Annotated in this window: 22 protein-coding genes; 8 read left to right on the forward strand and 14 right to left on the reverse strand. The window is 71.6% G+C overall.

The window, feature by feature from the left end; translation table 11 throughout:
- From PV364_RS11735 to PV364_RS11765, 7 genes are all read left to right on the forward strand, one after another.
- Entirely contained in the window at positions 1–414 is a 414-nt protein-coding gene (locus PV364_RS11735; protein ID WP_018562059.1) for a roadblock/LC7 domain-containing protein, read from the forward strand.
- Between the two features lie 71 nt (positions 415–485).
- Entirely contained in the window at positions 486–1,049 is a 564-nt protein-coding gene (locus tag PV364_RS11740; RefSeq protein ID WP_319659778.1) for a DUF742 domain-containing protein, read from the forward strand.
- Positions 1,030–1,608 (forward strand): ATP/GTP-binding protein, encoded by a 579-nt coding sequence (locus tag PV364_RS11745; protein WP_319659779.1) that lies wholly within the window; start codon positions 1,030–1,032, stop codon positions 1,606–1,608. Before PV364_RS11740 ends, PV364_RS11745 begins: the two co-directional genes overlap by 20 nt.
- A gap of 156 nt (positions 1,609–1,764) precedes the next feature.
- The gene (locus tag PV364_RS11750; protein WP_319659780.1) at positions 1,765–3,489 is read left to right on the forward strand and encodes a nucleic acid/nucleotide deaminase domain-containing protein; all 1,725 of its coding nucleotides are present in this window, start codon (positions 1,765–1,767) and stop codon (positions 3,487–3,489) included.
- A 48-nt stretch (positions 3,490–3,537) separates the two neighbouring features.
- Positions 3,538–4,116: an SUKH-4 family immunity protein gene (locus PV364_RS11755; protein WP_319659781.1), complete on the forward strand. Its 579-nt coding sequence runs from the start codon at positions 3,538–3,540 to the stop codon at positions 4,114–4,116.
- Positions 4,113–4,910 (forward strand): nucleic acid/nucleotide deaminase domain-containing protein, encoded by a 798-nt coding sequence (locus PV364_RS11760; protein ID WP_319659782.1) that lies wholly within the window; start codon positions 4,113–4,115, stop codon positions 4,908–4,910. Before PV364_RS11755 ends, PV364_RS11760 begins: the two co-directional genes overlap by 4 nt.
- The gene (locus PV364_RS11765; RefSeq protein ID WP_319659783.1) at positions 4,907–6,565 is read left to right on the forward strand and encodes a hypothetical protein; all 1,659 of its coding nucleotides are present in this window, start codon (positions 4,907–4,909) and stop codon (positions 6,563–6,565) included. The genes PV364_RS11760 and PV364_RS11765 overlap by 4 nt, the downstream gene beginning before the upstream one ends.
- 80 nt (positions 6,566–6,645) lie before the next feature.
- Here PV364_RS11765 and PV364_RS11770 read toward each other — a convergent pair whose 3' ends face one another.
- The 4 genes from PV364_RS11770 to PV364_RS11785 form a co-directional block, all read right to left on the reverse strand.
- A complete protein-coding gene (locus PV364_RS11770) occupies positions 6,646–6,864 on the reverse strand; it encodes an acyl-CoA carboxylase epsilon subunit (RefSeq protein WP_319659784.1) in 219 nt (72 codons plus the stop codon).
- A 14-nt stretch (positions 6,865–6,878) separates the two neighbouring features.
- Positions 6,879–8,501: an acyl-CoA carboxylase subunit beta gene (locus PV364_RS11775; RefSeq protein ID WP_319659785.1), complete on the reverse strand. Its 1,623-nt coding sequence runs from the start codon at positions 8,499–8,501 to the stop codon at positions 6,879–6,881.
- A 167-nt stretch (positions 8,502–8,668) separates the two neighbouring features.
- Positions 8,669–9,541: a CoA ester lyase gene (locus PV364_RS11780; protein ID WP_319659786.1), complete on the reverse strand. Its 873-nt coding sequence runs from the start codon at positions 9,539–9,541 to the stop codon at positions 8,669–8,671.
- Entirely contained in the window at positions 9,538–10,608 is a 1,071-nt protein-coding gene (locus PV364_RS11785; protein ID WP_319659787.1) for a CoA ester lyase, read from the reverse strand. Before PV364_RS11785 ends, PV364_RS11780 begins: the two co-directional genes overlap by 4 nt.
- Before the next feature lie 261 nt (positions 10,609–10,869).
- On the opposite strand from PV364_RS11785, the gene PV364_RS11790 reads away from it, so the two are divergent.
- Positions 10,870–11,703 carry an MOSC domain-containing protein gene (locus PV364_RS11790; protein ID WP_319659788.1) on the forward strand — a complete coding sequence of 278 codons (834 nt, stop codon included), beginning with the start codon at positions 10,870–10,872 and terminating at the stop codon, positions 11,701–11,703.
- A gap of 37 nt (positions 11,704–11,740) precedes the next feature.
- Here PV364_RS11790 and PV364_RS11795 read toward each other — a convergent pair whose 3' ends face one another.
- The 10 genes from PV364_RS11795 to pruA all read right to left on the reverse strand — a co-directional run bounded on the left by PV364_RS11795 (position 11,741) and on the right by pruA (position 23,986).
- A complete protein-coding gene (locus tag PV364_RS11795; RefSeq protein ID WP_319659789.1) occupies positions 11,741–12,247 on the reverse strand; it encodes a hypothetical protein in 507 nt (168 codons plus the stop codon).
- Between the two features lie 181 nt (positions 12,248–12,428).
- Positions 12,429–12,764: a hypothetical protein gene (locus tag PV364_RS11800; protein WP_319659790.1), complete on the reverse strand. Its 336-nt coding sequence runs from the start codon at positions 12,762–12,764 to the stop codon at positions 12,429–12,431.
- Positions 12,765–13,193: 429 nt separating this feature from the next.
- Entirely contained in the window at positions 13,194–14,795 is a 1,602-nt protein-coding gene (gene cimA / locus PV364_RS11805; RefSeq protein WP_319659791.1) for a citramalate synthase, read from the reverse strand.
- A gap of 285 nt (positions 14,796–15,080) precedes the next feature.
- On the reverse strand, positions 15,081–15,686 hold the full coding sequence (locus PV364_RS11810; protein ID WP_319659792.1) for a TetR/AcrR family transcriptional regulator: 606 nt from the start codon (positions 15,684–15,686) through the stop codon (positions 15,081–15,083).
- Between the two features lie 25 nt (positions 15,687–15,711).
- A complete protein-coding gene (locus PV364_RS11815; RefSeq protein WP_319659793.1) occupies positions 15,712–16,746 on the reverse strand; it encodes an agmatine deiminase family protein in 1,035 nt (344 codons plus the stop codon).
- Positions 16,747–16,760: 14 nt separating this feature from the next.
- Positions 16,761–18,449: an urease subunit alpha gene (locus PV364_RS11820; protein ID WP_319659794.1), complete on the reverse strand. Its 1,689-nt coding sequence runs from the start codon at positions 18,447–18,449 to the stop codon at positions 16,761–16,763.
- Entirely contained in the window at positions 18,446–19,129 is a 684-nt protein-coding gene (ureA, locus tag PV364_RS11825) for an urease subunit gamma (RefSeq protein WP_319659795.1), read from the reverse strand. The genes PV364_RS11820 and ureA overlap by 4 nt, the downstream gene beginning before the upstream one ends.
- 279 nt (positions 19,130–19,408) lie before the next feature.
- Complete coding sequence (locus PV364_RS11830; RefSeq protein ID WP_319659796.1) at positions 19,409–20,500, reverse strand: branched-chain amino acid aminotransferase; 1,092 nt, start codon at positions 20,498–20,500, stop codon at positions 19,409–19,411.
- A gap of 206 nt (positions 20,501–20,706) precedes the next feature.
- Entirely contained in the window at positions 20,707–21,744 is a 1,038-nt protein-coding gene (locus PV364_RS11835; RefSeq protein WP_319659797.1) for a 3-isopropylmalate dehydrogenase, read from the reverse strand.
- Between the two features lie 601 nt (positions 21,745–22,345).
- Positions 22,346–23,986 carry an L-glutamate gamma-semialdehyde dehydrogenase gene (pruA, locus tag PV364_RS11840; RefSeq protein WP_319659798.1) on the reverse strand — a complete coding sequence of 547 codons (1,641 nt, stop codon included), beginning with the start codon at positions 23,984–23,986 and terminating at the stop codon, positions 22,346–22,348.
- Positions 23,987–23,998: the final 12 nt, after the last annotated feature.

Below are 23,998 nucleotides of genomic sequence, written 5' to 3' on the forward strand. Positions count from 1 at the left end.
ATGAGCCAGGCGGCACAGAACCTGAACTGGTTGATCACCAGTTTCGTGGACCAGACCCCAGGGGTCTCCCATACGGTTGTGGTCTCTGCCGACGGCCTGCTGCTGGCGATGTCCGAGGGATTCCCGCGGGACCGTGCGGACCAGCTGGCCGCGGTGGCCTCGGGTCTGACCTCGCTGACCGCGGGTGCCTCGCGGATCTTCGAGGGCGGGCACGTGAACCAGACCGTCGTGGAGATGGAGCGCGGCTTCCTCTTCATCATGTCCGTCTCGGACGGCTCGTCGCTGGCCGTGCTGGCGCACCCCGAGTGCGACATCGGCCTCGTCGGCTACGAGATGGCCCTGCTGGTGGACCGGGCGGGCAATGTGCTCACCCCCGATCTGCGCGCGGAACTGCAGGGCAGCCTGCTCAACTAACGGACAGGCATGCGAGCGCGTCTGAGGCCCCGTAGGGTTCTCGGACGCGCTACCCAGCTGGAGGAGGAACCGTGGCAACGCCCCCAGGCGGAGATCAGTACGGCAATCACCAACAGCAGCCGCCCTACAAGCGGTTCGATTTTCCCTCGGCGCCAACCCCGGAGCCACCTCCCGCCTTCGGCGGTGGGACCCAGGACCCGGGCGGCAGGCCGTCGCATCGGCAGCCGAGGATCCAGCCGTACGAACCCCCGCAGGCACCGTCGCCACGCACGCCACCGGCCGGACGCAGGTCCCCGTCCGGACTGGTCCGGCCGTACGCGATGACGGGTGGCCGGACCCGGCCGCGCTACCAGCTCGCCCTCGAGGCACTGGTCAGCACGACCGCGGACCCGTCACAGCTGCGGGGGCAGTTGCCGGAGCACCAGCGGATCTGCATCCTCTGCCGGGAGATCAAGTCGGTCGCGGAAATCTCCGCGCTTCTCTCCATCCCCCTCGGCGTCGCCCGAATCCTCGTCGCCGACCTGGCGGAGGCCGGTCTCGTCGCCATTCACCAGCCCGGTGGCGACGATGCCTCGGGCGGACAGCCAGACGTGACACTGCTCGAAAGGGTGCTCAGTGGACTTCGCAAGCTCTAGCGGTCCAACTCGCTCAACCACCTCGGCGAAGATCGTGGTGGCGGGCGGCTTCGGCGTGGGCAAGACCACGTTCGTCGGTGCCGTATCGGAGATCAACCCGCTGCGTACCGAAGCCGTGATGACCTCCGCCTCGGCGGGCATCGACGACCTGACCCACGCGCCGGACAAGACCACGACCACCGTGGCGATGGACTTCGGCCGTATCACGCTGGACGAGGACCTGATCCTGTACCTGTTCGGTACGCCGGGTCAGGACCGCTTCTGGTTCATGTGGGACGACCTGGTGCGCGGCGCCATCGGCGCGGTCGTCCTGGTGGACACCCGCCGGCTGGCCGACTGCTTCCCGGCCGTGGACTACTTCGAGAACAGCGGCCTGCCCTTCGTCATCGCCCTCAACGGCTTCGACGGACACCAGCCGTACAACCCGGAGGAAGTCCGGGAGGCGCTGCAGATCGGCCCCGAGGCACCCATCATCACCACCGACGCCCGGCACCGCGGCGAGGCGAAGAGCGCGCTCATCACGCTGGTGGAGCACGCACTGATGGCGCGGCTGCGGTAACAGCGGATCCGCACGACGCGAAAGGCCCCGCACGACGAGTGCGGGGCCTTCGCGTTTTCCTCACTCCTGTCATGCAACTGCCGAACCCCGTACGGCGTTTGATAGAAGGGGGACGGAAGAAGCGCTTCTGCGCGCCCGAGCCGACGGGGGTGGCCCATGGGTGTCGTACTGCCGGACGAACTGGCCTGGCTCCTCGACCTGATCGGCATCATGTGGCCGAACGTCGACGAGGACGACTACCGTGAAATGGCCACGGCCCTGCGGGAGTTCGCCGAGGACGTGGACCACGGCGGCAACGGTCTGCACGAGGCGGTGGCGGGTCTGCTCGGGGCGACCGAGGGTCCCGCCGTGGAAGCCTTCAACGCCCATTGGAACAAGGTCGGTTCCCACCTGGGCAATCTGGCGGACGCCGGACGGCTCGGCGCCACCGCGCTCGACGGGGTCGCCGTCGTCGTCGAGGGCGCCAAGATCGCGGCCGTGGTCCAGCTCGGCATCCTGGCGGCCGAGGTCATCGCCGCCCAGGCCGCGGCGCCCTTCACCCTGGGCCTGTCCGAACTCGGCGCCGCCGGAGCCACCCAGGCCACCCGGCTCATCGTCAAACGCCTCTTCAAGGAGGCCGCCCAGCAGGCCCTCGACCAGGTCATCGGTCTCGCGACGGGCCCGGTGTACGCCGCGCTCGGCAACATGGCCGGCGACCTGGCCATCCAGCTCGGCGCCAACGCGCTCGGCATCCAGCACGGTGTGGACCTCGGCCGCGCGGCCGACGCGGGCAAGGACGGCTTCCAGCAGGGCGTACAAGACTCCAAGCACCAGGTCACCGGTGGCAAGGACGGCAGCTTCGTACTGGCCAGCGCGGGCGGCGGTGGCGGTGGCGGTGGCGGTGGCGGGAACGCCGGCGGCTCCGGTGGGGGCGGCGGCCAGATCCGGCACGACGAGGGCGCCTACGCCGACTTCGACACCCAGGTCGACAGCCACGGCCAGGACATGAGGTCCCGTGGCGGCGAACGCGTCCGCCGGGCCCACGAGCGGCACGCGCGCGTGAAGGGCAAGGGCGGCGAACTCACCCGCGCGGCGGAGGAGTTCATCGAGACCCTGGTCAACGGCGTGCAGGACGGTCTGGACAAGGCCACCAAGCACATCACCGGCGACATGCGGGACGGCGTCCGGCGGATGCACAGGAACCACAAGGACAACGACGACCGCACCGCGTCCGAGCTCGAGGGCCTGCACAAGGCCCACTCCATGGAGCAGTTGCGGAACACGGGGGACAAGACACCGGTCTTCCTGGTGGACGACGCCGGGAAGATCCACCAGATATCCCCCGACGGGAAGAAGATCCACGTCGACAGCCTTCCCACGGACAGGAACACGGACGCACCGCTCGACCGTGCCGTCCCCGACCAGGAGGGGCCGCGCAAGCACTCCACCGCGGTCGTCTCGGGGAACGACGAACTGTCCCGGGCGACCCAGTTGGCCCGGCACATCCAGAACGACTACAAGGGCAAGAACTACGCGGCGTTCCGCTACAGCGACGGCGACAACGAGTTCATCCTGGTCGGCCGGAGCGGGGGTCCCCACTCCGAGCGAGTACTCGGCGTGCCCCTCATCAACAGCGGTGTGCAGCACCAGGTGGTGGACGGCTACAGCGAACGCGCCCCCTGCCGGACGCTGAACCGCTATTGCGGTGAATGGCTGCACAAGTACTACCCGGACACGGACATGTCGCACAGCTTCGAGTACGGGGAACACGCCACATGGGAGACGACCGGCGACAAGGCGAAGGACAACGAAGCCCGCAACGCGGCGCTGCGCGCCTCCCAGTCGGAGGGCAACAAGGAGATGAGACGTTATCTGAGTCTGCTCCAGAGGGCCGGCCGCTAGCATGAGCCCGCAGCACCGACCTCCCGGATCCGTCGAACAGGAATCACCGTGATCGCCCCCGTGACCCCCGCCCTCCTCGCCGAGGTCTTCGCTCCGGAGCGGATCGTGCGCATCCCCCTCGACCTGCAGGGGGATCTGCTCGTCCACGAGGACACGGCCCGCTTCCTGGCCGACGTGGGCCTGCCCCGGGCCGAGGGTGTGCTCTTCGAACTCCGCGACGACCTCGCGGACGGACTGACCCCGCTGTCCGCGCACCGGGACGTCGGCGCACTGGCGGACTTCGAGGGCTTCACCCCCGGCATGGACCGCTGGCCGCACCTGGGCCGGGCGTTCTCCAGCGACGTGGTGCTCGACGGGACGACCGGGTCGGTCCACGCGATCAACCCCGACACCCGCCGGATCGAGAAGGTCCACACCGACGTCTCCGGCATGGCCTACGGCATGTACCTCCTGGAACGCCGCCGGCCGGACTACGACCCCCCGGACGAGTTTCCGGAGATCGACGACCTGATCGCCGTGGCGGAGGAGATCAGGGAAGCGCTGTCGCAGGTCGACCCGGTGCCCTACGCGGACGGTGACGGAGTCTGGGAGACCGTCCACGACGAGGTCTCCGGAGGGATGTGGTGACGCTCTCCGAACGGCTCCACGCGCGGTTCGGCGAGGCCGGGCTGCGCCGGGCCGACGAGTTCCTCCTGCCGCTCCAGGTGGGGCCCTACTTCCGGACCGATCCCACGGATCAGGCCACCCTCGGCGCGTACGCGGACTCCCTGGGCGTCACCGTCCCCGGGGCCGCCGACGGGAGCTGGACGCGGCTCGGGGACGACCGGGGGTTCGAGCTCTGCGCCGACGCCGAGGGCGTCGTCCGCGCGGTGCTGCTCGGGTACGGCGAACCGTCGCGGTTCGTCTCCTCCTCGCCGGAGACCTTCGCGGAGGGCCTGCTCGAACTCGACCTCGCGCTGGGCGCGATGGCCGGGGCGGACGAACCGGCCGAGGCCTCGGCGGTCTTCCGGCGGCTGGAGGAGCGGCTGCGCGCGGCGGACCCCGAGGCGTTCGCGGACCGCGAGAACTGGTGGCCGCTCGTGCTGGACGACATCCGGGACACCGCGAGCGCACAGTGGTTCGCCGCGATGGAGGTGGTGGACGCGGCCGGCGAGAAGAAGATCTTCACTCAGGCGAGCGACATCTGCCTGCACCCGGAGGAGCGCCTGTGGTCGTCGCTGCAGGCGGCGGGGGTCCAGCCGGAGCAGGTGACGCGGATCCACACCGACCTGGAGGCGTGCTTCATGCCCGGTCACTACTGCTCGATGTGGCTGGGCCGGGTCTTCCCGGACTCGGGGCTCTCCCACACCTTCCCCTACGGCGAGACCGCGGCGTCACGCGCGGAGGGTCTGCGCCGCCTGCGCGAGAGCGCGGACGCATGACCGTGCCGGACGGCGCCGGCCGGCCACCACGGGACGCCGGCTCCGCTCCGTCCGGTCGGGAACTGACCGGCTGGGCGGGCGATCCCACCGCCCCGAGGCTCTGCCTGGTCACCGGTGCCCGCGGGTCGGGCAAGAGCCGCCTGCTGGCGTGGTACTTCACCGCGGCCGCCCCGGATCCCGCGCTGCGCGTCCACGCGCTGGTCCCCGCGGCGGGCCTGACGGCGGAGGTCTTCTGCTGGGAGCTGGGCCGGCAGCTGGGATACGGCGCGCTCGGTGCCCCGCAGATCCTGCGCAGGCTGGCCCGCGACCCCCGGCCGGTCCTGCTGGCCGCCGCCGATCTGCACCGGGCGGCCGGAACGGCGCCACAGGAGATCGTCCGCGGCCTGCTGGAACCGCTGCTCGCACTCCCCCATGTGCGGCTGCTGGCGGAGGTCGCGGACAGCGGTGCGCCGGCCTGGTCGCAGCCGTGCCGCGAGGTCGCGCTGACGGGCTCCGGGGCCGTACCCGAACCCGTCGACGCCGCCGCGGAGTCGGAGCGCATGCTCGCGGCCGTCCCGCTCGGCCCGGCGGGCACGCCCGACTGGGAGCGGGCCCCCGGCACCGTCCGGGCCCGCGTACTGGAGTACGCCCTGGCGGGCGGAACGGCCGCACGCCTCACCGGTGACCCCGGGTTCCTCGTCCACGGACCCGCCCCCGCGATCACCGCCGCGCTGGCCGACCCCCGGACGCCCGCGCCCCGCGGGCTGCGGGCGGTGTGGCGGCGTGCGGCCCCCGCGCTGACCGCGCTCGGCCTCACCGGGCCCGAGCGCGCCGCCGTCCTCCACACGGCCGCGCTGGCCGAGGACCCGAAGCTGGCCGCGTACCTCGAACCCCTGGCCCGCCGGCACTCCTGGACCGCCCTGTGGGCCGCCGCCGAGCCGGCCGCCGCCCTGGCCCTGGGGGCGGGAGGGCTGCTCCTGGCCGACCCGGTGGGCCGGCTGTCCGTCCTGGACCCCGCGGCCGGCGCCGTCCGCTCCCGTGTCCCACTCGACGCGGCCCTGCGGCCCGCGGGTGTCGCCGTGGCCGAAGGCGGCGGCCTGCTGCTCCTCGACGCGGACGAGACCCTGCACACCGCGGGCCCCATGTCCAACGCCCTGTCCCGCGTGGCCGACCTCCACAACACCACCGGGACACCGCCCACGGCGGTCGCCGCCCACGGTCGCCGCGTCGCCGTGGGGGACGCGGAAGGCCGCGTGCACGTGTGGGACGCCGCGGCCCATGACCGCGGCCCGGTCACCCGCAGGCTGCACCCCGCGCCCCTCACGGCGACCACCCTCGTCCACGCCGCCGCGTCCGGTCCGGCCCTGTGCCTGAGCGGTGGGGCGGACGGCACGCTGCGCCTGTGGGAGACGGGCGGCGACCCGATGCCGGAGCCCGTCGACCGGCGGGAGGCCGTCGTGACCGCCCTCGCGGCCGCCGACACCCCTTCCGGGCCGGTCGTGGCCGCCGCCTGGTCCGACGGCGAGCTGCACCTGTGGGACCTGTTCGCGGCGACCCGGCGCGACCTCACGCCCCCGTTCCGCGCCACAGCGCTGGCCCTCACCGAAGGAGCCACCCTGTTCGTGGGCGGCACGACAGGCGTCGCCGCGCTGGACACGCGCCCGGCGGCGCCGTGACGGCTCCCCCGGGTACGACGACGGTGGCGCCGCACCCCTGAGAGGGTGCGGCGCCACCGTCGTCGTACGGGACCGGAGGGTCAGCTGCGCCAGCTGTGCGGCGCGCTGAAGCCGGACTGCCGCTCCAGGCGGCGCCAGCCGGCCGTGGAGCGGGGCTTGACGTAGGCGGTCGTGTCCTGGCCCTGGGCCGCGGCGCGGGCGAGGAGGACGGCCGTCAGGGCGGCCAGCTCCTCGTCGCTGGCGTGGCCGCGCTCGACGCGAACGAGCGCCGCGGCGGAGCTGTCGGCAGGAGTGCTCACGGGGTCGGTCTCCCTTACTGGGGCGGGTTGCCGTGCTTGCGCGACGGCAGGTCGGCGTGCTTGGTGCGCAGCATGGCGAGCGAGCGGATGAGGACCTCGCGGGTCTCGGCGGGGTCGATCACGTCGTCCACCAGGCCGCGTTCGGCCGCGTAGTACGGGTGCATCAGCTCGGACTTGTACTCCTTGACCATGCGGGCACGCATGGCCTCGGGGTCGTCGGCGTCGGCGATCTGCCGCCGGAAGATGACGTTGGCGGCACCCTCGGCGCCCATCACGGCGATCTCGTTGGTGGGCCAGGCGTAGGTCAGGTCGGCGCCGATCGACTGGCTGTCCATGACGATGTAGGCACCTCCGTACGCCTTGCGCAGGATCAGCGAGATCCGCGGCACGGTGGCGTTGCAGTACGCGTACAGCAGCTTCGCGCCGTGCCGGATGATGCCACCGTGCTCCTGGTCGACGCCCGGGAGGAAGCCGGGGACGTCCAGAAGAGTGATGAGCGGGATGTTGAAGGCGTCGCACATCTGCACGAACCGGGCCGACTTCTCACTGGCCTCGATGTCGAGCACACCCGCCAGGGAGGCGGGCTGGTTGGCGATGATGCCGACCACCTGGCCGTCGAGACGGGCCAGGGCGACGATGATGTTGGTCGCCCAGCGCTCGTGGACCTCCAGGTACTCGCCCTCGTCGACGATCTCCTCGATCACCTGGTGCATGTCGTACGAGCGGTTGCCGTCGGCCGGGACGATGTCCAGCAGGACGTCACCGCGGCGGTCGGCCGGGTCGCTGGTGGGGGCCGACGGCGGGTTCTCGCGGTTGTTCTGCGGCAGCAGCGACAGCAGGTAGCGGACCTCCTCCAGGCAGGTCTGCTCGTCGTCGTACGCGAAGTGCGAGACACCGGAGATCTCGGAGTGGACGTCGGCGCCGCCGAGCCCGTTCTGCGTGATCTTCTCGCCGGTGACGGCCTGGACGACGTCCGGGCCGGTGATGAACATCTGCGAGGTCTCACGGACCATGAAGACGAAGTCGGTGAGGGCCGGGGAGTACGCGGCGCCGCCGGCGCACGGGCCGAGCATCACCGAGATCTGCGGGATGACACCGGAGGCGCGGGTGTTGCGCTGGAAGATGCCGCCATAGCCGGCGAGGGCGGAGACGCCTTCCTGAATGCGGGCGCCGGCGCCGTCGTTCAGCGAGACCAGCGGCGCGCCGGCCGCGATGGCCATGTCCATGATCTTGTGGATCTTGGAGGCGTGGGCCTCGCCCAGCGCGCCGCCGAAGATCCGGAAGTCGTGCGCGTACACGAAGACGGTGCGGCCGTGGACGGTGCCCCAGCCGGTGATGACGCCGTCGGTGTACGGCTTCTTGGCCTCCAGGCCGAAGCCGGAGGCGCGGTGCCGGCGCAGCGGCTCGACCTCGCTGAAGGACCCCTCGTCGAGCAGCAGGTCGATCCGCTCACGGGCGGTCAGCTTGCCCTTGGCCTTCTGGGCCTGGGTGGCCTTCTCGCTGGGGCCGAGCCGGACCTGCTCGCGGATGGCGTGCAGCTCCGCGACGCGCCCGCGGGCGTCGTTCGCCGGCTGGGCGGCTTCGTCGCCCTCCGCGGCCTCGGCGGGCTGGGTCGGCACCTCGTCCAAAACGCTCATGACATCGACCATACGAGCGCAGGGCCCTCGGAAACGGCGTCGACTTCGTACAGTGTCCGGACCCGCTTCATGGAGCATCTGGACAGAACCAACACAAGAAAGGCCCCGCACGGCACGTGCGGGGCGCTTTCTTTGTAGCGGTCGTCCACCCGGACTTCGGGGAATGGCTAGTGTCCGGCCACCGCCGCGGCCAGGGCGAGGACACGCCGGGCGTCATCCACATGGAGGTTCTCGATCATCCGCCCGTCGACCGTGACGACCCCGCGGCCCTCGGCCGTGGCGGCCTCGAAGGCCTCGATGATGCGCCGCGCCTTGTCGGCTTCCTCCGGGGAGGGGGCGAAGACCCTGTTGCAGATCTCCACCTGCTTCGGGTGGATCAGCGTCTTGCCGTCGAAGCCGAACTGCCGGCCCTGGACGCACTCCGCCTCGAAGCCCGCCAGGTCCTGCACGTCGTTGTAGACGCCGTCCAGGATCGCCTTGCCCGCCTCGCGGGCGCCGAGCAGGGCCAGCGACAGCCCGGTCAGCAGCGGGGCCCGGCCGGGGACGTGCTCGGCGTGCAGTTCCTTCGCCAGGTCGTTGGTGCCCATCACCAGCACCGTGAGCCGCTCGGAGGCGGCCGCGACGGCACGGGCGTCCAGCATGGCGCGCGGGGTCTCGACCATCGCCCAGATCGCGGTGCGGTCGGGGGCGCCCGCGGCCTCCAGGGCCCGCTCGACGGCGTGCACGGTGGCCGCGGAGTCGACCTTGGGGACCACCACGGCGTCGGGTCCCGCCTCGGCGGCGGCGCGCAGATCGTCCTCGTGCCAGGGGGTGCCGGGCGCGTTCACCCGGATGGTCAGCTCCCGCCGGCCGTACTCGCCGGAGGCGGCCGCCGCCGCGACCCGCTTGCGGGCATCGGCCTTGGCGTCGGGCGCGACGGAGTCCTCCAGATCGAGGATGAGCGCGTCCGTGGGCAGGTCCTTGGCCTTCTCCAGCGCGCGCTCGTTGGCGCCGGGCATGTACAGCACGGAGCGGCGCGGCCGCAGGGTCGCGTCGGTCATCGGTTCTGCTCCTTCCAGGCGGCCTCGTACGCCTCGGCCAGTTCGGGGTCCCGGGCGGCCAGTGCCTCGGCCAGGTCGACGACGACCTTGCACTGCTTCACGGTCGCGTCGTCCTGCATCTTGCCGTCGATCATCACCGCGCCGGTGCCGTCGCCCATGGCCTCGATGACCCTGCGGGCCCAGGCCACGTCGGCCGGGGCCGGGGAGAAGACCCGCCGGGCGATGTCGATCTGCACCGGGTGCAGGCTCCACGCCCCGACGCAGCCCAGCAGGAAGGCGTTGCGGAACTGGTCCTCGCAGGCCGTGGTGTCCTTGATGTCACCGAAGGGGCCGTAGTACGGCAGGATGCCGTGCGCGGCGCAGGCGTCGACCATGCGCGCGATCGTGTAGTGCCACAGGTCCTGCTGGTAGGTCAGCCGCGGCAGCTCGACATCGGGGTCCTTGGGGTCCTCCCGCACGAGGTACCCCGGGTGCCCTCCGCCGACGCGGGTGGTCTTCATGCGGCGGCTCGCCGCGAGGTCGGCCGGGCCGAGGGAGATGCCCTGCATCCGGGGGCTGGCCCCGGCGATCTCCTCGACATTGGCGACGCCGGTCGCGGTCTCCAGGATCGCGTGCACGAGGATCGGGCGCCGCACACCGGCCCGGGCCTCCAGCTGGGCGAGCAGCCGGTCGACGTAGTGGATGTCCTCGGCGCCCTCGACCTTGGGCACCATGACGACGTCGAGCCGGTCGCCGATCTCGGTGACGAGCGTGATCAGGTCGTCCAGGGCCCACGGCGAGTCGAGGCTGTTGACCCGGGTCCACAGCTGGGTGTCACCGAAGTCGGTGGACTTCCCGATGGCGACCAGGCCCGCCCGTGCGGCTTCCTTGCGGTCGGCCGCGACAGCGTCCTCCAGGTTGCCCAGCAGGACGTCCACCGTGGGCGCGATGGCGGGGACCTTCGCCGCCATCTTCTCGTTGCCCGGATCGAAGAAGTGGATCATCCGCGACGGCCGGAACGGTACCTCCCGTACGGGGGCCGGGGCCCCCACGGCCAGCGGTCGGAAGAAGTCCTTCGCGGAACGCATGCGGTCTCCCAGGGTTCGAGGGTGGGGAGCGTACGGCGTTCACTTTATGATCCGCGGGGGTTCGGCGTTACTGGTCGGTACGTGTGCCGTTGGTCACCGAGCGTCGACGGCGGGCGGACCGCGGGTCGGATCCGGCCCGACCCCGTCGCCGGGGGCGCCGTACCCCTCGTGGGCCCGTCCGGGTGATGACACACGCCGCCCGCCGGGGCCGGGGACGTGATCGAATGGGGTTTTCCGCCGATCCGGGAGGGAACGCGAACGATGGCCACCGCGACCGTGCACAGCCTCACCCACTACCCCGTGAAGGGCTGCGCGGGCGTGCCCGTGAGCCGCGCCGAGGTGACCGCGACCGGCCTGGCCCACGACCGGGTGTTCATGGTGGTGGACGCGGCCGACGGCACCTTCCGCAGCCAGCGCAGACTGCCGCGGATGGCCGTGGTGCGGGCCGGGCTGACCGACGACGGCAAGCACCTGGTCCTGTCGGCGCCCGGCGCCGGGGAGGTGCGGGTCGAGGTCGCGCACGAGGGAGCGCTGCGCCAGGTGAGCATGTTCGACCGGCCGCTCGGCGCGGCTGTCGATCAGGGCGAGGAGGCCGCCCGCTGGCTCTCCGAGGCGCTGGGGCAGCCCTCGCGGCTGGTGCGGGTGCGGCCGGGCTTCGACCGGGACGGCTGGGGCGAGCACCCGGGCAAGGTCAACTTCGCCGACGCGCACGCCCTCTCGGTCGCCTCGCTGGCCTCGCTGGACGACCTCAACCGGCGCATCCGGGAGCGCGGCGCGGAGCCGGTGCCCGTCGACCGCTTCCGCGCCAACATCGTGGTCGCGGGCTGGACCGAGCCGCACACCGAGGACCGGGTCCGCCGCATGACCGCCGGCACCACGGTGCTGGGCTACTCCGCCCGCGCGGTGCGCTGCTCGGTCCCGATGGTCGACCAGGCCACCGGGCGCACGGCCGGACCGGAGCCGGTGCGCACGCTGGCGGACTACCGGCGGGAGCCGGAGTACGGGAACAAGGTGAGCTTCGCGATGAAGGCGGCCGTGCTGCGGCCGGGCGTCGTGGCGGTCGGCGACCGGGTCGAGGTCCAGGTCTGGGAGTGACCGCCGACCCGGTCCGTGGACCGCGCTCCCGGGGAGGTCAGCAGCCTCCGCAGTTGTAGTAGAGGACGTCCCAGTGGTTGCCCTCGTCGGCGTAGATGTTGCCCGAGCCCGACTGGTACTGGGGCGCGCCGTCACCGCGCAGACCGATGTAACCGAACGAGCCGTGGATGTAGTTGGTGATGCAGGTGTTCTTGCCGTAGTCGAGCTTGTAGCCGTTCCAGTGCGAGTAGGTGCCGCTCGCGTGCCCGGTCTCGGTACCGCCGGTGATGTTCAGGGCGCAGCCGCTCGCGTGCTTGAGCGTCACCGCGCCCTGCGCGCTGGCCTGGTTCAGCTGGTCGAACGACGTGCACGTGGAGTTGTTGCGGTCGGAGCAGCCGCCGGACGACGACCATGTGATCCCCGCGGACCGGAACATGGCCGTGGCCTGGGCATGCGTCAACTTCGTGACGGCGTACGCGTCGTGCGAGGCGGTGAGCCCGACGCCGGGTGCGAAGAGGACGCCGAGCGCGAGGACGAGCGCGCTCAGGGCGGAGCGGAACTTCATGGGGGAACCCTCCTGCTGATGACCGTGCATCCTGTGGGGCGGCTGTGCAGGTGGAGCAGGAGGAGTGTTCCCGCGTTCTACGCGCGTATGCGCGGGAGTTGGGCCCCATAGGCCTCACGCGGAAGGCCCCGCAGAGCGTGCGGCGGGGCCTTCGCGGGCCGGTCGGCCGGGCATCCGCCCGTTACGGGAGGTCGCAGATCTGCGTCCATCCGTTGTTGTATCCGTTGCGGTAGCCCACCCGGTAGTCCTGTCCGGCCTCCCTCGGGCTGAAACTGAACCCGAACGCGTTGCAGGATCCGGGGGCGCCCTGCTGGGCATCCGAGAGCCCGTCCCGGTTGCCCTGCTGGAAGCCGCGCTGAGTGGCGGTCAGCGAGGGGACGACCCTGTCGTGCGAGGCGGTCGCCGCCGCGTCCCGTTGCGTGGGGGCGGCCGCGGCCTGTGACATCACGGCCGGCGAGAACGCGAGAGCCGCGGACGCGGCGAGCGGGGTGGCCAGAAGTGCGATGGTTCGCTTCACGCGCATTTCGTATCTTCTTCCTTCGAGACCGGGAACGCGCAGACGGTGCCTCGACCTGACCAGGCGCACGAGACGTGCCGTGATGAGCCAGGGAGCGGAAACTGCACTGCGATGCGCTGGGCACCGTCCAGCCGGCGGATTCCGGCTTTCGCCTCCGTGTGGCTGCGGCTTGCACTCTCCGCAACGGCGGCATCCGTATTTCGACCGTAGCCACCCCTGAGTGAATTGTCCACCTATGGGCTAACGCACCCGATTGATTCGTCAACCGCCCCAACATGCCCTCCCGTAAAAGGTGGATGCCTGCGGCAATCAAAGCGCGACTTGTGGTGCGAGGGCCATTTCTGACGGCCCATGGGAAGGCACGGAAACCGTGTGGACGCGGGCCGGGGCCCGCGTCCACACGGTTTTCCTTACGCACCGCCGCGGCCCTCAGTCCTGCCGCGGCTCGACCCCGGCGCGCAGCAGCCCGAACGCGTAGGCGTCGTCCAGCGCCTGCCAGGAGGCCGCGATGACGTTCTCGCCGACGCCGACCGTGGACCACTCGGACGTGCCGTCGGAGGTGGCGATGAGCACCCGGGTCGTGGACTCGGTGCCGTGCTTGCCCTCCAGGATGCGGACCTTGTAGTCGACCAGTTCCAGCTTGGCCAGCTGCGGGTACGTGCGCTCCAGTGCGACGCGCAGCGCCCGGTCCAGGGCGTTGACCGGCCCGTTGCCCTCCGCGGTGCCGACGATGCGCTGGCCGTCGGCCCAGACCTTGACGGTCGCCTCGTTGGCGTGGATGCCGTCGGGCCGGTCCTCGACGATCGCGCGCCAGGACTCGACGCGGAAGTAGCGGATGGGCCGGCCCACGATCTCCTCGCGCAGCAGGAGTTCGAAGGAGGCGTCGGCCGCTTCGTAGGTGTAGCCCGCGAGTTCGCGTTCCTTGACCCGTTCGACGACCCGGCCGATCAACTCGCGGTCGCCGCCCAGGTCGACGCCGAGCTCCTTGCCCTTGAGCTCGACGGAGGCCCGGCCCGCCATGTCGGACACCAGCATGCGCATGGTGTTGCCGACCAGTTCGGGGTCGATGTGCTGGTAGAGGTCGGGGTCGACCTTGATGGCGGAGGCGTGCAGTCCCGCCTTGTGGGCGAACGCCGACACCCCCACGTACGGCTGGTGCGTGGAGGGCGTGAGGTTGACGACCTCGGCGATCGCGTGCGAGATCCGGGTCATGTCGGCGAGCGCGCCCTCGGGCAGCACGGTGCGGCCGTACTTGAGCTCCAGCGCCGCGACGACGGGGAAGAGGTTGGCGTTGCCGACGCGTTCGCCGTAGCCGTTGGCGGTGCACTGCACGTGCGTGGCGCCCGCGTCGACCGCGGCGAGGCTGTTGGCGACCGCGCACCCCGTGTCGTCCTGGGCGTGGATGCCCAGCCGGGCGCCGGTGTCGGCGAGGACGGTGCGGACCACGGCGGTCACCTGGGCGGGGAGCATCCCGCCGTTGGTGTCGCACAGGACGACGACGTCGGCGCCGGCCTCGTGCGCCGCACGGACGACCTGCTTGGCGTAGACCGGGTTGGCCTTGTAGCCGTCGAAGAAGTGCTCGCAGTCGACGAAGACCCGGCGGCCCTGGGAGCGCAGGTGGGAGACGGTGTCGCGGACCATCTCCAGGTTCTCCTCGAGCGTGGTGCGCAGCGCCAGCTCGACATGGCGGTCGTGGGACTTCGCGACCAGGGTGATGACCGGCGCACCGGACTCCAGCAGCGCCTTGACCTGCGGGTCCTCGGCTGCGCTGCCTCCGGGGCGGCGGGTGGCGCCGAAGGCGACCAGTTGCGCGTGGTGCAGGTCGAGCTCGGTGGCGGCCCGGGCGAAGAACTCGGTGTCGCGCGGGTTGGCGCCGGGCCAGCCGCCCTCGATGAATCCCACCCCGAAGTCGTCCAGGTGCCGGGCGATCGTCAGCTTGTCGGCGACGGTGAGGTTGATGCCCTCGCGCTGCGCGCCGTCGCGCAGCGTGGTGTCGAAGACGTGGAAGCTGTCGTCCAGTACGGCCGTCATGGTCTGATCCAACTCCTGTCGGGTGAGTGGTTCCGGAAGACCGGGTTCCACTTGCCCCCATTTTCCCTCGCGCTGGTCCGCGCCCGGCACGGGTGGGCCGGGAAACGAAAAAACCTCTCGCGGGTGCGAGAGGTCTGCGCGCGGGTCTGGGACACGGTGATCGCTTCCGCCGAGGTCTGCGGTGAGCGGTCACTGAGGACCGGCGCGCCTGCTGCCAATAATCATGGCGAACGAGGGCACGCTCGCAGTCTGCCACACCCCGCCGACGGGTGGGACACGGTCTCACTATGCGGGCGCGAGGGCCTCGTCCAGGAACTCCTTGACGTGCCCGAGCGCCTGTTCGCGGTCCATGCCCGGCAGCCCGATGACCAGCGGCACCCCGAAACCGTCGAGCAGCGCGCGCAGCCGCACGGTCGTCCGCTCGGGGTCCACCGGCCGGAAGTCGCCGCGGGAGACGCCCTCGGCGAGTAGGGCGACCAGGTCACGGTGCCAGACCAGCTCCAGTGCGAGCTGGCGGCGCAGCACCTCCTCGGCGGCCGTGGTCCGGTTCCAGATCTCCGACCACAGGGTCCAGCGGGGATCGCGGCGGCCGTCGGGGAGATAGAGGTCGATCACCGCGTCCAGCCGCTCGCGGGTGGGCACGGGGCGGCCCAGGACGCGGCGGCGTTCGGCCGCGAGTTGCTCCTCGCTCCATTCCAGGGTCTGCAGCAGCAGCTCGTCCTTGCTGCCGAAGTAGTAGAGGATGTGGCCGCTGCTCATGCCCACCTGGCGGCCGAGGCCGGCCATCGTGAGCTCGGCCAGACCGCGTTCGGCGATCGTCGCCATGGCGGCGGCCATCACGTCCTCACGCGGTTGCTTGAGCCGCCGCCTGGGTCGGGCGGTTCCGGTCACCTTGTCTCCTCCCGGGGCGGTCGGGTCACACCTGCGGCTGCTGCTGGGTGACGCAATGAATACCACCCCCATGGGCGAAGATCGTCCGGGCGTCGACGAGCACGACCTCCCGCTCCGGGAAGAGGCGCCCGAAGATCGCCTTGTTCACCTCGTCGGCCGGATCGTCGAAGGCGCACAGGATCACCGCGCCGTTGCACAGGTAGTGGTTGACGTAACTGTGGTCCACCGGCTCGCCGTCCGCCTCCCGCACCCGCGGCGCCGGAAGTTCCACGACCTCCAGCCGCCGCCCTTGGGCGTCGGTGGCGGCCCGCAGCAGGGCGGCGGCCTCCCGCGACACGGCGTGGTCGGGGTGGGACGGGTCGCGCTGGTCGTGGACGACGACGACGCCGGGACGGACGAAGGCCGCGACGATGTCGACGTGCCCGCGGGTACCGAAGCGGCCGTAGTCGGCGGTGAGCCCGCGGGGCAGCCAGATCGCCTTGCGGGTGCCGAGGAAGGCGTGGATCTCGGCCTCGGCCCGCTCCCGGGTCCAGCCGGGATTGCGGCCCGGGTCGAGCTGCACGGTCTCGGTGAGCAGCACGGTGCCCTCGCCGTCCACGTGGACCCCGCCGCCCTCATTGACGAAGGAGGTGGGGTAGCGGCGGGCGGCGGCCTTGCCGGCGACGAGGGCGCCGATCCTGGCGTCGTGCTCCCAGGACGCCCAGTCCTGGGCGCCCCAGCCGTTGAACGTCCAGTCGGCGGCGGCCAGTCCGCGTTCGCCGGTGAGGAAGGTGGGCCCGATGTCGCGCATCCAGGCGTCGTCCAGCGGCGCCTCGGCGACCGTGACGGCGGCGCCCAGCACTTCCCTGGCCCCGGCGGCGTCCTCGGGCCGGGCCACGACGGTCACCGGCTCGAAGCGGGCGATCGCCCTCGCCACGGCGGCCCATGCGGCACGCGACGCCGCCAGGTCCTCCGCACCGTCGAAGGTCACGCTGGGGGACGGCCACGCCATCCAGGTGCGCGCGTGCGGTTCCCACTCGGCGGGCATCGCGTAGCCGTCGGCGGCGGGGCTGTTGGGCATCGGACCGGTCCTTGTCAGAAGAAGTAGAGACGGCTGAGCGACACCTGTTCCGCGGGCTCGGAGCGCAGCGGGTCGCCGTCGAGCGTCACCAGGCCCGTGCGCGCGTCGACGTCCACCCGTCCCGTACGGGAGTTGAGCACGAGGTCGGCCGGGCCTATGCCGCGGGTGCCGCGCACGGCGACCCGTCGGCGCCGGGTGGGCATGCGGTCGCGGTCCAGGTCCAGGGCGGGCCGGGCGACGAAGGCCACCGACAGGTCGGCGGCGGTGGCGCCGTGGGCCCCGAACAGCGGACCGAGCACCAGGGGTTCGCAGGTGTCGGTGGCGGCGCCCGGGTCTCCGGTCACGCCGTAGGCGGGGAAACCGGACTTGAGCACCATCTGCGGCTTGGCCCCGAAGTACTCCGGCCGCCACAGCACGATGTCGGCGAGCTTGCCGACCTCGATCGAGCCGATCTCGTGGGCCAGTCCGTGGGCGATGGCCGGGTTGACGGTCAGCTTGGCGATGTAGCGCAGCACGCGGGCGTTGTCGTCGTCCGGGCCGTCGCCCTCCAGGGGGCCGGCCTCGGCCTTCATCTTCCCGGCCATGGCGAAGGTGCGGCGCACGGTCTCCCCGGCGCGGCCCATGCCCTGGGCGTCGGAGGAGGTGATGCCGATGGCGCCCAGGTCGTGCAGCACGTCCTCGGCGCCCATCGTCCCCGCCCGGATGCGGTCGCGGGCCATCGCGGCGTCGCCCGGCAGATCCGGTTTGAGGTCGTGGACGGAGACGATCATGCCGTAGTGCTCGGCGACCGCGTCGCGGCCGAAGGGCAGCGTGGGGTTGGTGGACGAGCCGATGACGTTCGGCACTCCGGCCATCTTCAGCACGTTGGGGACGTGGCCGCCGCCGCAGCCCTCGATGTGGAAGGCGTGGACCGTACGCCCTTCCAGCACCCGCAGGGTGTCCTCCACCGACAGGCACTCGTTCAGGCCGTCGCTGTGCAGTGCCACCTGGACGTCGTATTCCTCGGCGACCCGCAGCGCGGTGTCCAGGGCGCGGGTGTGGGCGCCCATGTCCTCGTGGACCTTGAAGCCGCACGCGCCGCCCTCGGCCAGTGCCTCCACCAGCGGTGCCGCGTCGGAGGACGAACCGCGGCCCAGGAAGCCGATGTTGACCGGCCAGGCGTCGAAGGCGTTGAAGGCGTGCCGCAGCGCCCAGGGCGAGTTGACGCCGACGCCCCACACGGGGCCGAACTCCTGGCCGATGATCGTGGTCACGCCGGAGGCGAGCGAGGCCTCCATGATGCGCGGGGACAGCAGGTGGACGTGCGGGTCGACGGCGCCGGCAGTGGCGATCAGCCCCTCGCCGGAGACGATGGACGTGCCGGTGCCGACCACGACGTCCACCCCGTCGAGGGTGTCGGGGTTGCCGGCCCGTCCGATGGCGTGGATGCGGCCCTCACGGATACCGACGGAGACTTTCCGGATGCCCAGGACCGCGTCGATGACCAGCACATTGCTGATCACCACGTCGCAGGTCTCCCGTACGGCGGCGGCCTTGAGCGCGAGCCCGTCGCGTGCGGTCTTGCCGAAGCCGGCGAGGAACTCGTCCCCGGGACGCTGGGAGTCCGACTCGACGCGGACCACCAGGCCGGTGTCGCCCAGCCGGACCCGGTCACCGGCGCGCGGCCCGTGCACGGCGGCGTACTCCTGCGGATCGATGCTCATCGCCGCGCCCCCAGGTACCCGCACGCGGCGGCGCGCCGCAGTGCCTCCTCCTTGGCGCCGGGCGCGTCGAGCGGCCCGTCGACGAGCCCCGCGAAGCCGATCGCGATCCGGTCGCCGCCGATCGGGACGAGACCCACCTCCCGCTCCTCCCCCGGGCCGAAGCGCACCGAGGACCCGGCCGGCACGTTCAGCCGCATGCCGTAGGCCGCCGCACGGTCGAAGTCCAGCCGGGGGTTGGCCTCGAAGAGGTGGAAGTGCGAGGTGACGCTGACCGGTACCGACGCGGTGTTGCGCACCGTCACGAAGGCCTCGGACGGCCGCTCGGGCACAGCGGGGCCGGGCAGCACCGCGCCGGGGGCCAGTTCGCGCAGAGAGCCCCCGCCGATCGGGTCGCCGACCACGGCCAGCCGCGAGCCGTCGTCGAAGACGGCCTCGACATGGACCTCGGTCACGATGTCCGCCACGCCGGGCAGCACGTCGTCCGGGCCGAGCACTCCGCGGCCGGCCTCGACGGCCTCCGAGAGGCGCGCGCCGTCGCGCGCGGCCTCGCACACCGCGTCGGCGATCAGCGCGGTGGCTTCCGGCACATTGAGCCGCAGCCCGCGGGCGCGGCGCGCCCGCGCCAGTTCGGCCGCGCCGAAGAGCAGCAGCCGGTCACGTTCGGTCGGGGTCAGCCGCACGCTTCCGCACCTCCCACGAGATCACCGGGGCATCTTTTAGAACGCCACTCTAAATCCGAACGAGTCTTAGGGGAAGGGGCGGACCATACCCTGCGGACAAAGACCGCTGACACGATGGAACGACGCTCTAACAGACCGGCGCGTGGGTGCCGTGGCGCGGGGGCACGGGGGCACGGGTACGTGGATGCGCGCCGGGAAACGCGAAGCGGCCGCGTCAGGCCCCGGAGAGATCTCCGGGACCGGACGCGGCCGCCGTCGGACGTCGCGCGACCGAGGGGGTCAGACCCCGAGCGGGTGCATCCAGCCGTGCAGGTCGGGGGCCTGCCCGGTCTGGATGTCCAGCAGGGCCTTGCGCAGCTTCATCGTCACCTCGCCGGACTTCCCGTCGGCGACGCTCCAGTTCGCCCGGGTGGACTTCACGGAGCCGACCGGCGTGATGACCGCGGCGGTGCCGCAGGCGAAGACCTCGGTCAGGGAGCCGTCCGCGTTGCCGTTCTTCCAGTCGTCGACGGAGACGCGGCCCTCGGAGACCTCGTAGCCGAGGTCCTCCGCGATGCGCAGCAGCGAGGCGCGGGTGATGCCGGGCAGCAGGGAGCCGGTCAGCTCGGGGGTGACGATCCTGTCCCCGTAGACGAAGTACAGGTTCATGCCGCCCATCTCCTCGATCCAGCGGCGCTCGATCGCGTCCAGCCAGACGACCTGGTCGCAGCCGTGCTCGATGGCCTGCGCCTGGGCGACGAGGGACGCCGCGTAGTTGCCGCCGGCCTTGGCCGCGCCGGTGCCGCCGGGTGCGGCGCGCACGTACTCCTCGGAGAGCCAGACCGAGACCGGCTTGACGCCGCCGGGGAAGTAGGCGCCGGCCGGGGAGGCGATGACCATGAACAGGTACTCGTTGGCGGGCCGCACGCCGAGGCCCACCTCGGTCGCGAACATGAAGGGCCGCAGGTACAGCGACTGCTCGCCGGTGCTGGGCACCCACGCCCGGTCCTGGGCGACCAGGGCGTCGCAGGCGGCCAGGAAGGTCTCGACCGGGAGTTCCGGCATGGCCAGGCGGCGGGCCGAGGCCTGGAAGCGCTCGGCGTTGGCCTCGGGCCGGAAGGTGGCGACCGAGCCGTCCGGCTGACGGTAGGCCTTCAGCCCCTCGAAGATCGTCTGCGCGTAGTGCAGCGTCATGTTCGCCGGGTCGATGGACAGGGGCGCGTACGGCACGAGCTCCGCGTCGTGCCAGCCCCGGCCCTCGGTCCACCGGATCGTCACCATGTGGTCGGTGAAGTGGCGGCCGAACCCGGGGTCGGCGAGGATCGCCTCGCGCTGCGCGTGCGGCAGCGGATGCGAGGAGGGCTTGAGCTCGATCGTGGGCGTCGTCGTCATCAATGATGTCCTTCGCGTCTGGTCATGGCGGACCGCACCCGCAGTCCTCCAGGTGCCAGGACATCCGAGTTTCCCCTCGCACAGCGGCCCCACCGCCGATTATCGCAGCGCCGGGGCCGTGGACATACATGTGCGGCCCGAGAGGTCTGGGTCAGTCGTGATCGCGCGCTGACCGTCCGGGCCGACTGAGGGGGCTGACCCGGCGGTCAGCCGGCTACTCGTGCGGCGAGCGTGTCGCCGATCTCACTGGTGCCGCGCGTACCGGAGCGCTCCGCGAGGTCCGCGGCGACCGCGGCCTCGATGCGCTCGGCCTCGGCCTCGTAGCCCAGGTGCTGCAGCAGCAGGGCGACGGAGAGCACCGTCGCGGTCGGGTCGGCCTTGCCCTGGCCGGCGATGTCCGGGGCGGAACCGTGCACCGGCTCGAACATCGACGGGAAGTCGCCGGACGGGTTGATGTTCCCGCTGGCGGCGAGGCCGATGCCACCGGTCACGGCGGCGGCGAGGTCGGTGAGGATGTCACCGAAGAGGTTGTCGGTGACGATCACGTCGAAGCGCTCGGGCTGGGTGACAAAGAAGATCGTCGCCGCGTCCACGTGCAGGTAGTCGGTGGTGACCTCGGGGTACTCCTCGCCGACCTTGTCGAAGATGTTCTTCCACAGGTGGCCGGCGTGCACGAGGACGTTGTTCTTGTGCACCAGCGTCAGCTTCCTGCGCGGACGGGCCTGGGCACGGGCATAGGCGTCGCGGACCACCCGCTCGATGCCGAACGCGGTGTTGAGGCTGACCTCGGTGGCCACCTCGTGCGGCGTTCCGGTCCGCAGGGAGCCGCCGTTCCCGACGTACGGGCCCTCGGTTCCCTCGCGGACCACGACGAAGTCGATCAGCGGGTCGCCCGCCAGCGGTCCCTTGACGCCCGGGTAGAGCTTGGAGGGACGGAGGTTGACGTGGTGGTCGAAGGCGAAGCGCAGCTTCAGCAGCAGCCCGCGCTCCAGCACGCCGGAGGGGACGGAGGGGTCGCCGACCGCGCCCAGCAGGATCGCGTCGTGCGCCTTCAGCTGCTCCAGCTCCGCGTCGGGCAGGGTCTCGCCCGTCTCGTGCCAGCGCTTGGCGCCGAGGAGGTACTCCTTCGTCTCCAGCTTCACGTCCTGCGGAAGGACGGCGGAGAGGACCTTGAGGCCCTCGGCCACGACTTCCTGGCCGATGCCGTCACCGGGGATCACTGCGAGGCTGATGCTGCGAGACATGCCGGACACCTTACTCGGCCGTCCACTGGATGACACATCCTGTCCGTATGGCGGACGCCCCCCCGGGTCGGGGGGCGCCCACCCCGGCCCGGAGGGCGTCGGCACACGACGCCGCGGCGGTCTCGGCGGCCGCCGCGGACGGTGCGCGAGTGGATCACTTCACCATCGCGCACACGGCCAGGTAGGCGAGGCGGCGCAAGCGCCGGATGGGGCGGGGCACAAGGGCGGTCATCGCTGCTCGTGTCCCGTCGAGCCGCCGTTGTCGCGGCGGTCGAGTGCGCGCTGGAGGGCTTCGGCGGCGTTCTTGCGGGCGGTCTCGTCCATGGTGAACAGCTCCCTAGGAGAAAGAGGAGGGTTGCGTCGCCATAGAACGGGGCGGGGAGCGGGCGCTGCAGGGGGTGACCTGCTTCGGGTGCGCGGCTCTCGTCCGCCGGTCGCTGGTGGAGCGAGACGTTCGGCTTCTACCAAGCTAGGACAGCACGGCTCTTCTGTCTCCACAATTACTCGGACTTCCTACTATCTGAGACGGCGAAGGCCCGGCTTCCCCCGATCGGGGGATGCCGGGCCCTGCCCCTTGCGGGCTCTACCGGACGGCCGGAGCTCAGCCCATGTGCGGGTAGCGGTAGTCGGTCGGCGGCACCAGGGCCTCCTTGATCGACCGGGTCGACGTCCAGCGCATCAGGTTCTGCGCGGCGCCCGCCTTGTCGTTGGTGCCGGACGCGCGGCCGCCGCCGAAGGGCTGCTGGCCGACGACGGCACCAGTGGACTTGTCGTTGATGTAGAAGTTGCCGGCCGCGAAGCGCAGCTTGGCCATGACGTGGGCGACGGCCGCCCGGTCGCGGGCGACGACCGAGCCGGTCAGCGCGTAGGCGGCGACGGACTCCATCTGGGCGAGCATCGCCTCGAAAGCGCCCTCCTCGGCGTCGTCGTAGACGTGGATGCCGAGGACGGGGCCGAAGTACTCCTCGCGGAAGATCTCGTTTTCGGGGTCGGACGAGACCAGCACGGTGGGCCGGACGAACCAGCCGACGCTGTCGTCGTAGCTGCCGCCGGCGACGACCTCGACCGACGGGTCGGCCTTGGCGCGGTCGATGGCCGCCTTGTTCTTGGCGAAGGCCCGGTCGTCGATCACCGCGCCGATGAAGTTCGACAGGTCGGTGACGTCACCCATGGTGAGGCCGTCGACCTCGGCCGCGAACTCCTCCTTGAAGCCGTTCTCCCACAGCGAGCGCGGGATGTAGGCGCGGGAGGTGGCCGAGCACTTCTGGCCCTGGTACTCGAAGGCGCCGCGGGTGAGCGCGGTCTTCAGCACGGCCGGGTCGGCGGACGGGTGGGCGACGACGAAGTCCTTGCCGCCGGTCTCGCCGACGATCCGCGGGTAGCTGCGGTACTTCTCGATGTTGCCGCCGACCGTCCTCCACAGGTGCTGGAAGGTCCGGGTGGAACCGGTGAAGTGGATGCCGGCCAGGTCCGGGTGCTCGAGGACCACCTCGGAGACGGCGATGCCGTCGCCGGTGACCAGGTTGATCACGCCCTTGGGCAGCCCGGCCTCCTCCAGCAGCTCCATCAGCAGCACGGCGGAGTGCGTCTGGGTCGGGGAGGGCTTCCACACCACGACGTTGCCCATGAGCGCGGGCGCGGTCGGCAGGTTGCCGGCGATGGCGGTGAAGTTGAACGGGGTGATCGCGTAGACGAAGCCCTCGAGCGGGCGGTGGTCGAGGCGGTTCCACACGCCGGGCGAGTTGGCGATCGGCTGCTCGGCCAGGATCTGCCGGGCGAAGTGCACGTTGAAGCGCCAGAAGTCGACGAGCTCGCAGGGGCTGTCGATCTCGGCCTGCTGCGCGGTCTTGGACTGGCCGAGCATCGTCGAGGCGGCGATCGTCTCCCGCCAGGGGCCGGCCAGCAGGTCGGCCGCGCGCAGGATGATCGCGGCGCGGTCGTCGAAGGACATCGCGCGCCAGGCCGGGGCGGCGGCGAGGGCGGTCTCGACCGCGTCGCGGGCGTCGTCCTGGGTGGCGTTGGCGTACGTGCCCAGGCGGGCACCGTGGTTGTGCGGCTGCACGACGTCGAAGCGCTCGCCGCCGCCCATCCGCTTCACGCCGCCGATCGTCATGGGCAGCTCGACCGGGTTCCCGGCCAGCTCCTTCAGCTTCGCCTCCAGGCGGGCCCGCTCCGGGCTCCCCGGGGCGTAGGAGTGCACCGGCTCGTTCACCGGGGCGGGGACCTGGGTCACGGCGTCCATGGAAGACATCTC

It is taken from the genome of Streptomyces sp. MI02-7b (genome assembly GCF_033793585.1).
In the GTDB taxonomy this organism is placed as follows: Bacteria; Actinomycetota; Actinomycetes; order Streptomycetales; family Streptomycetaceae; genus Actinacidiphila.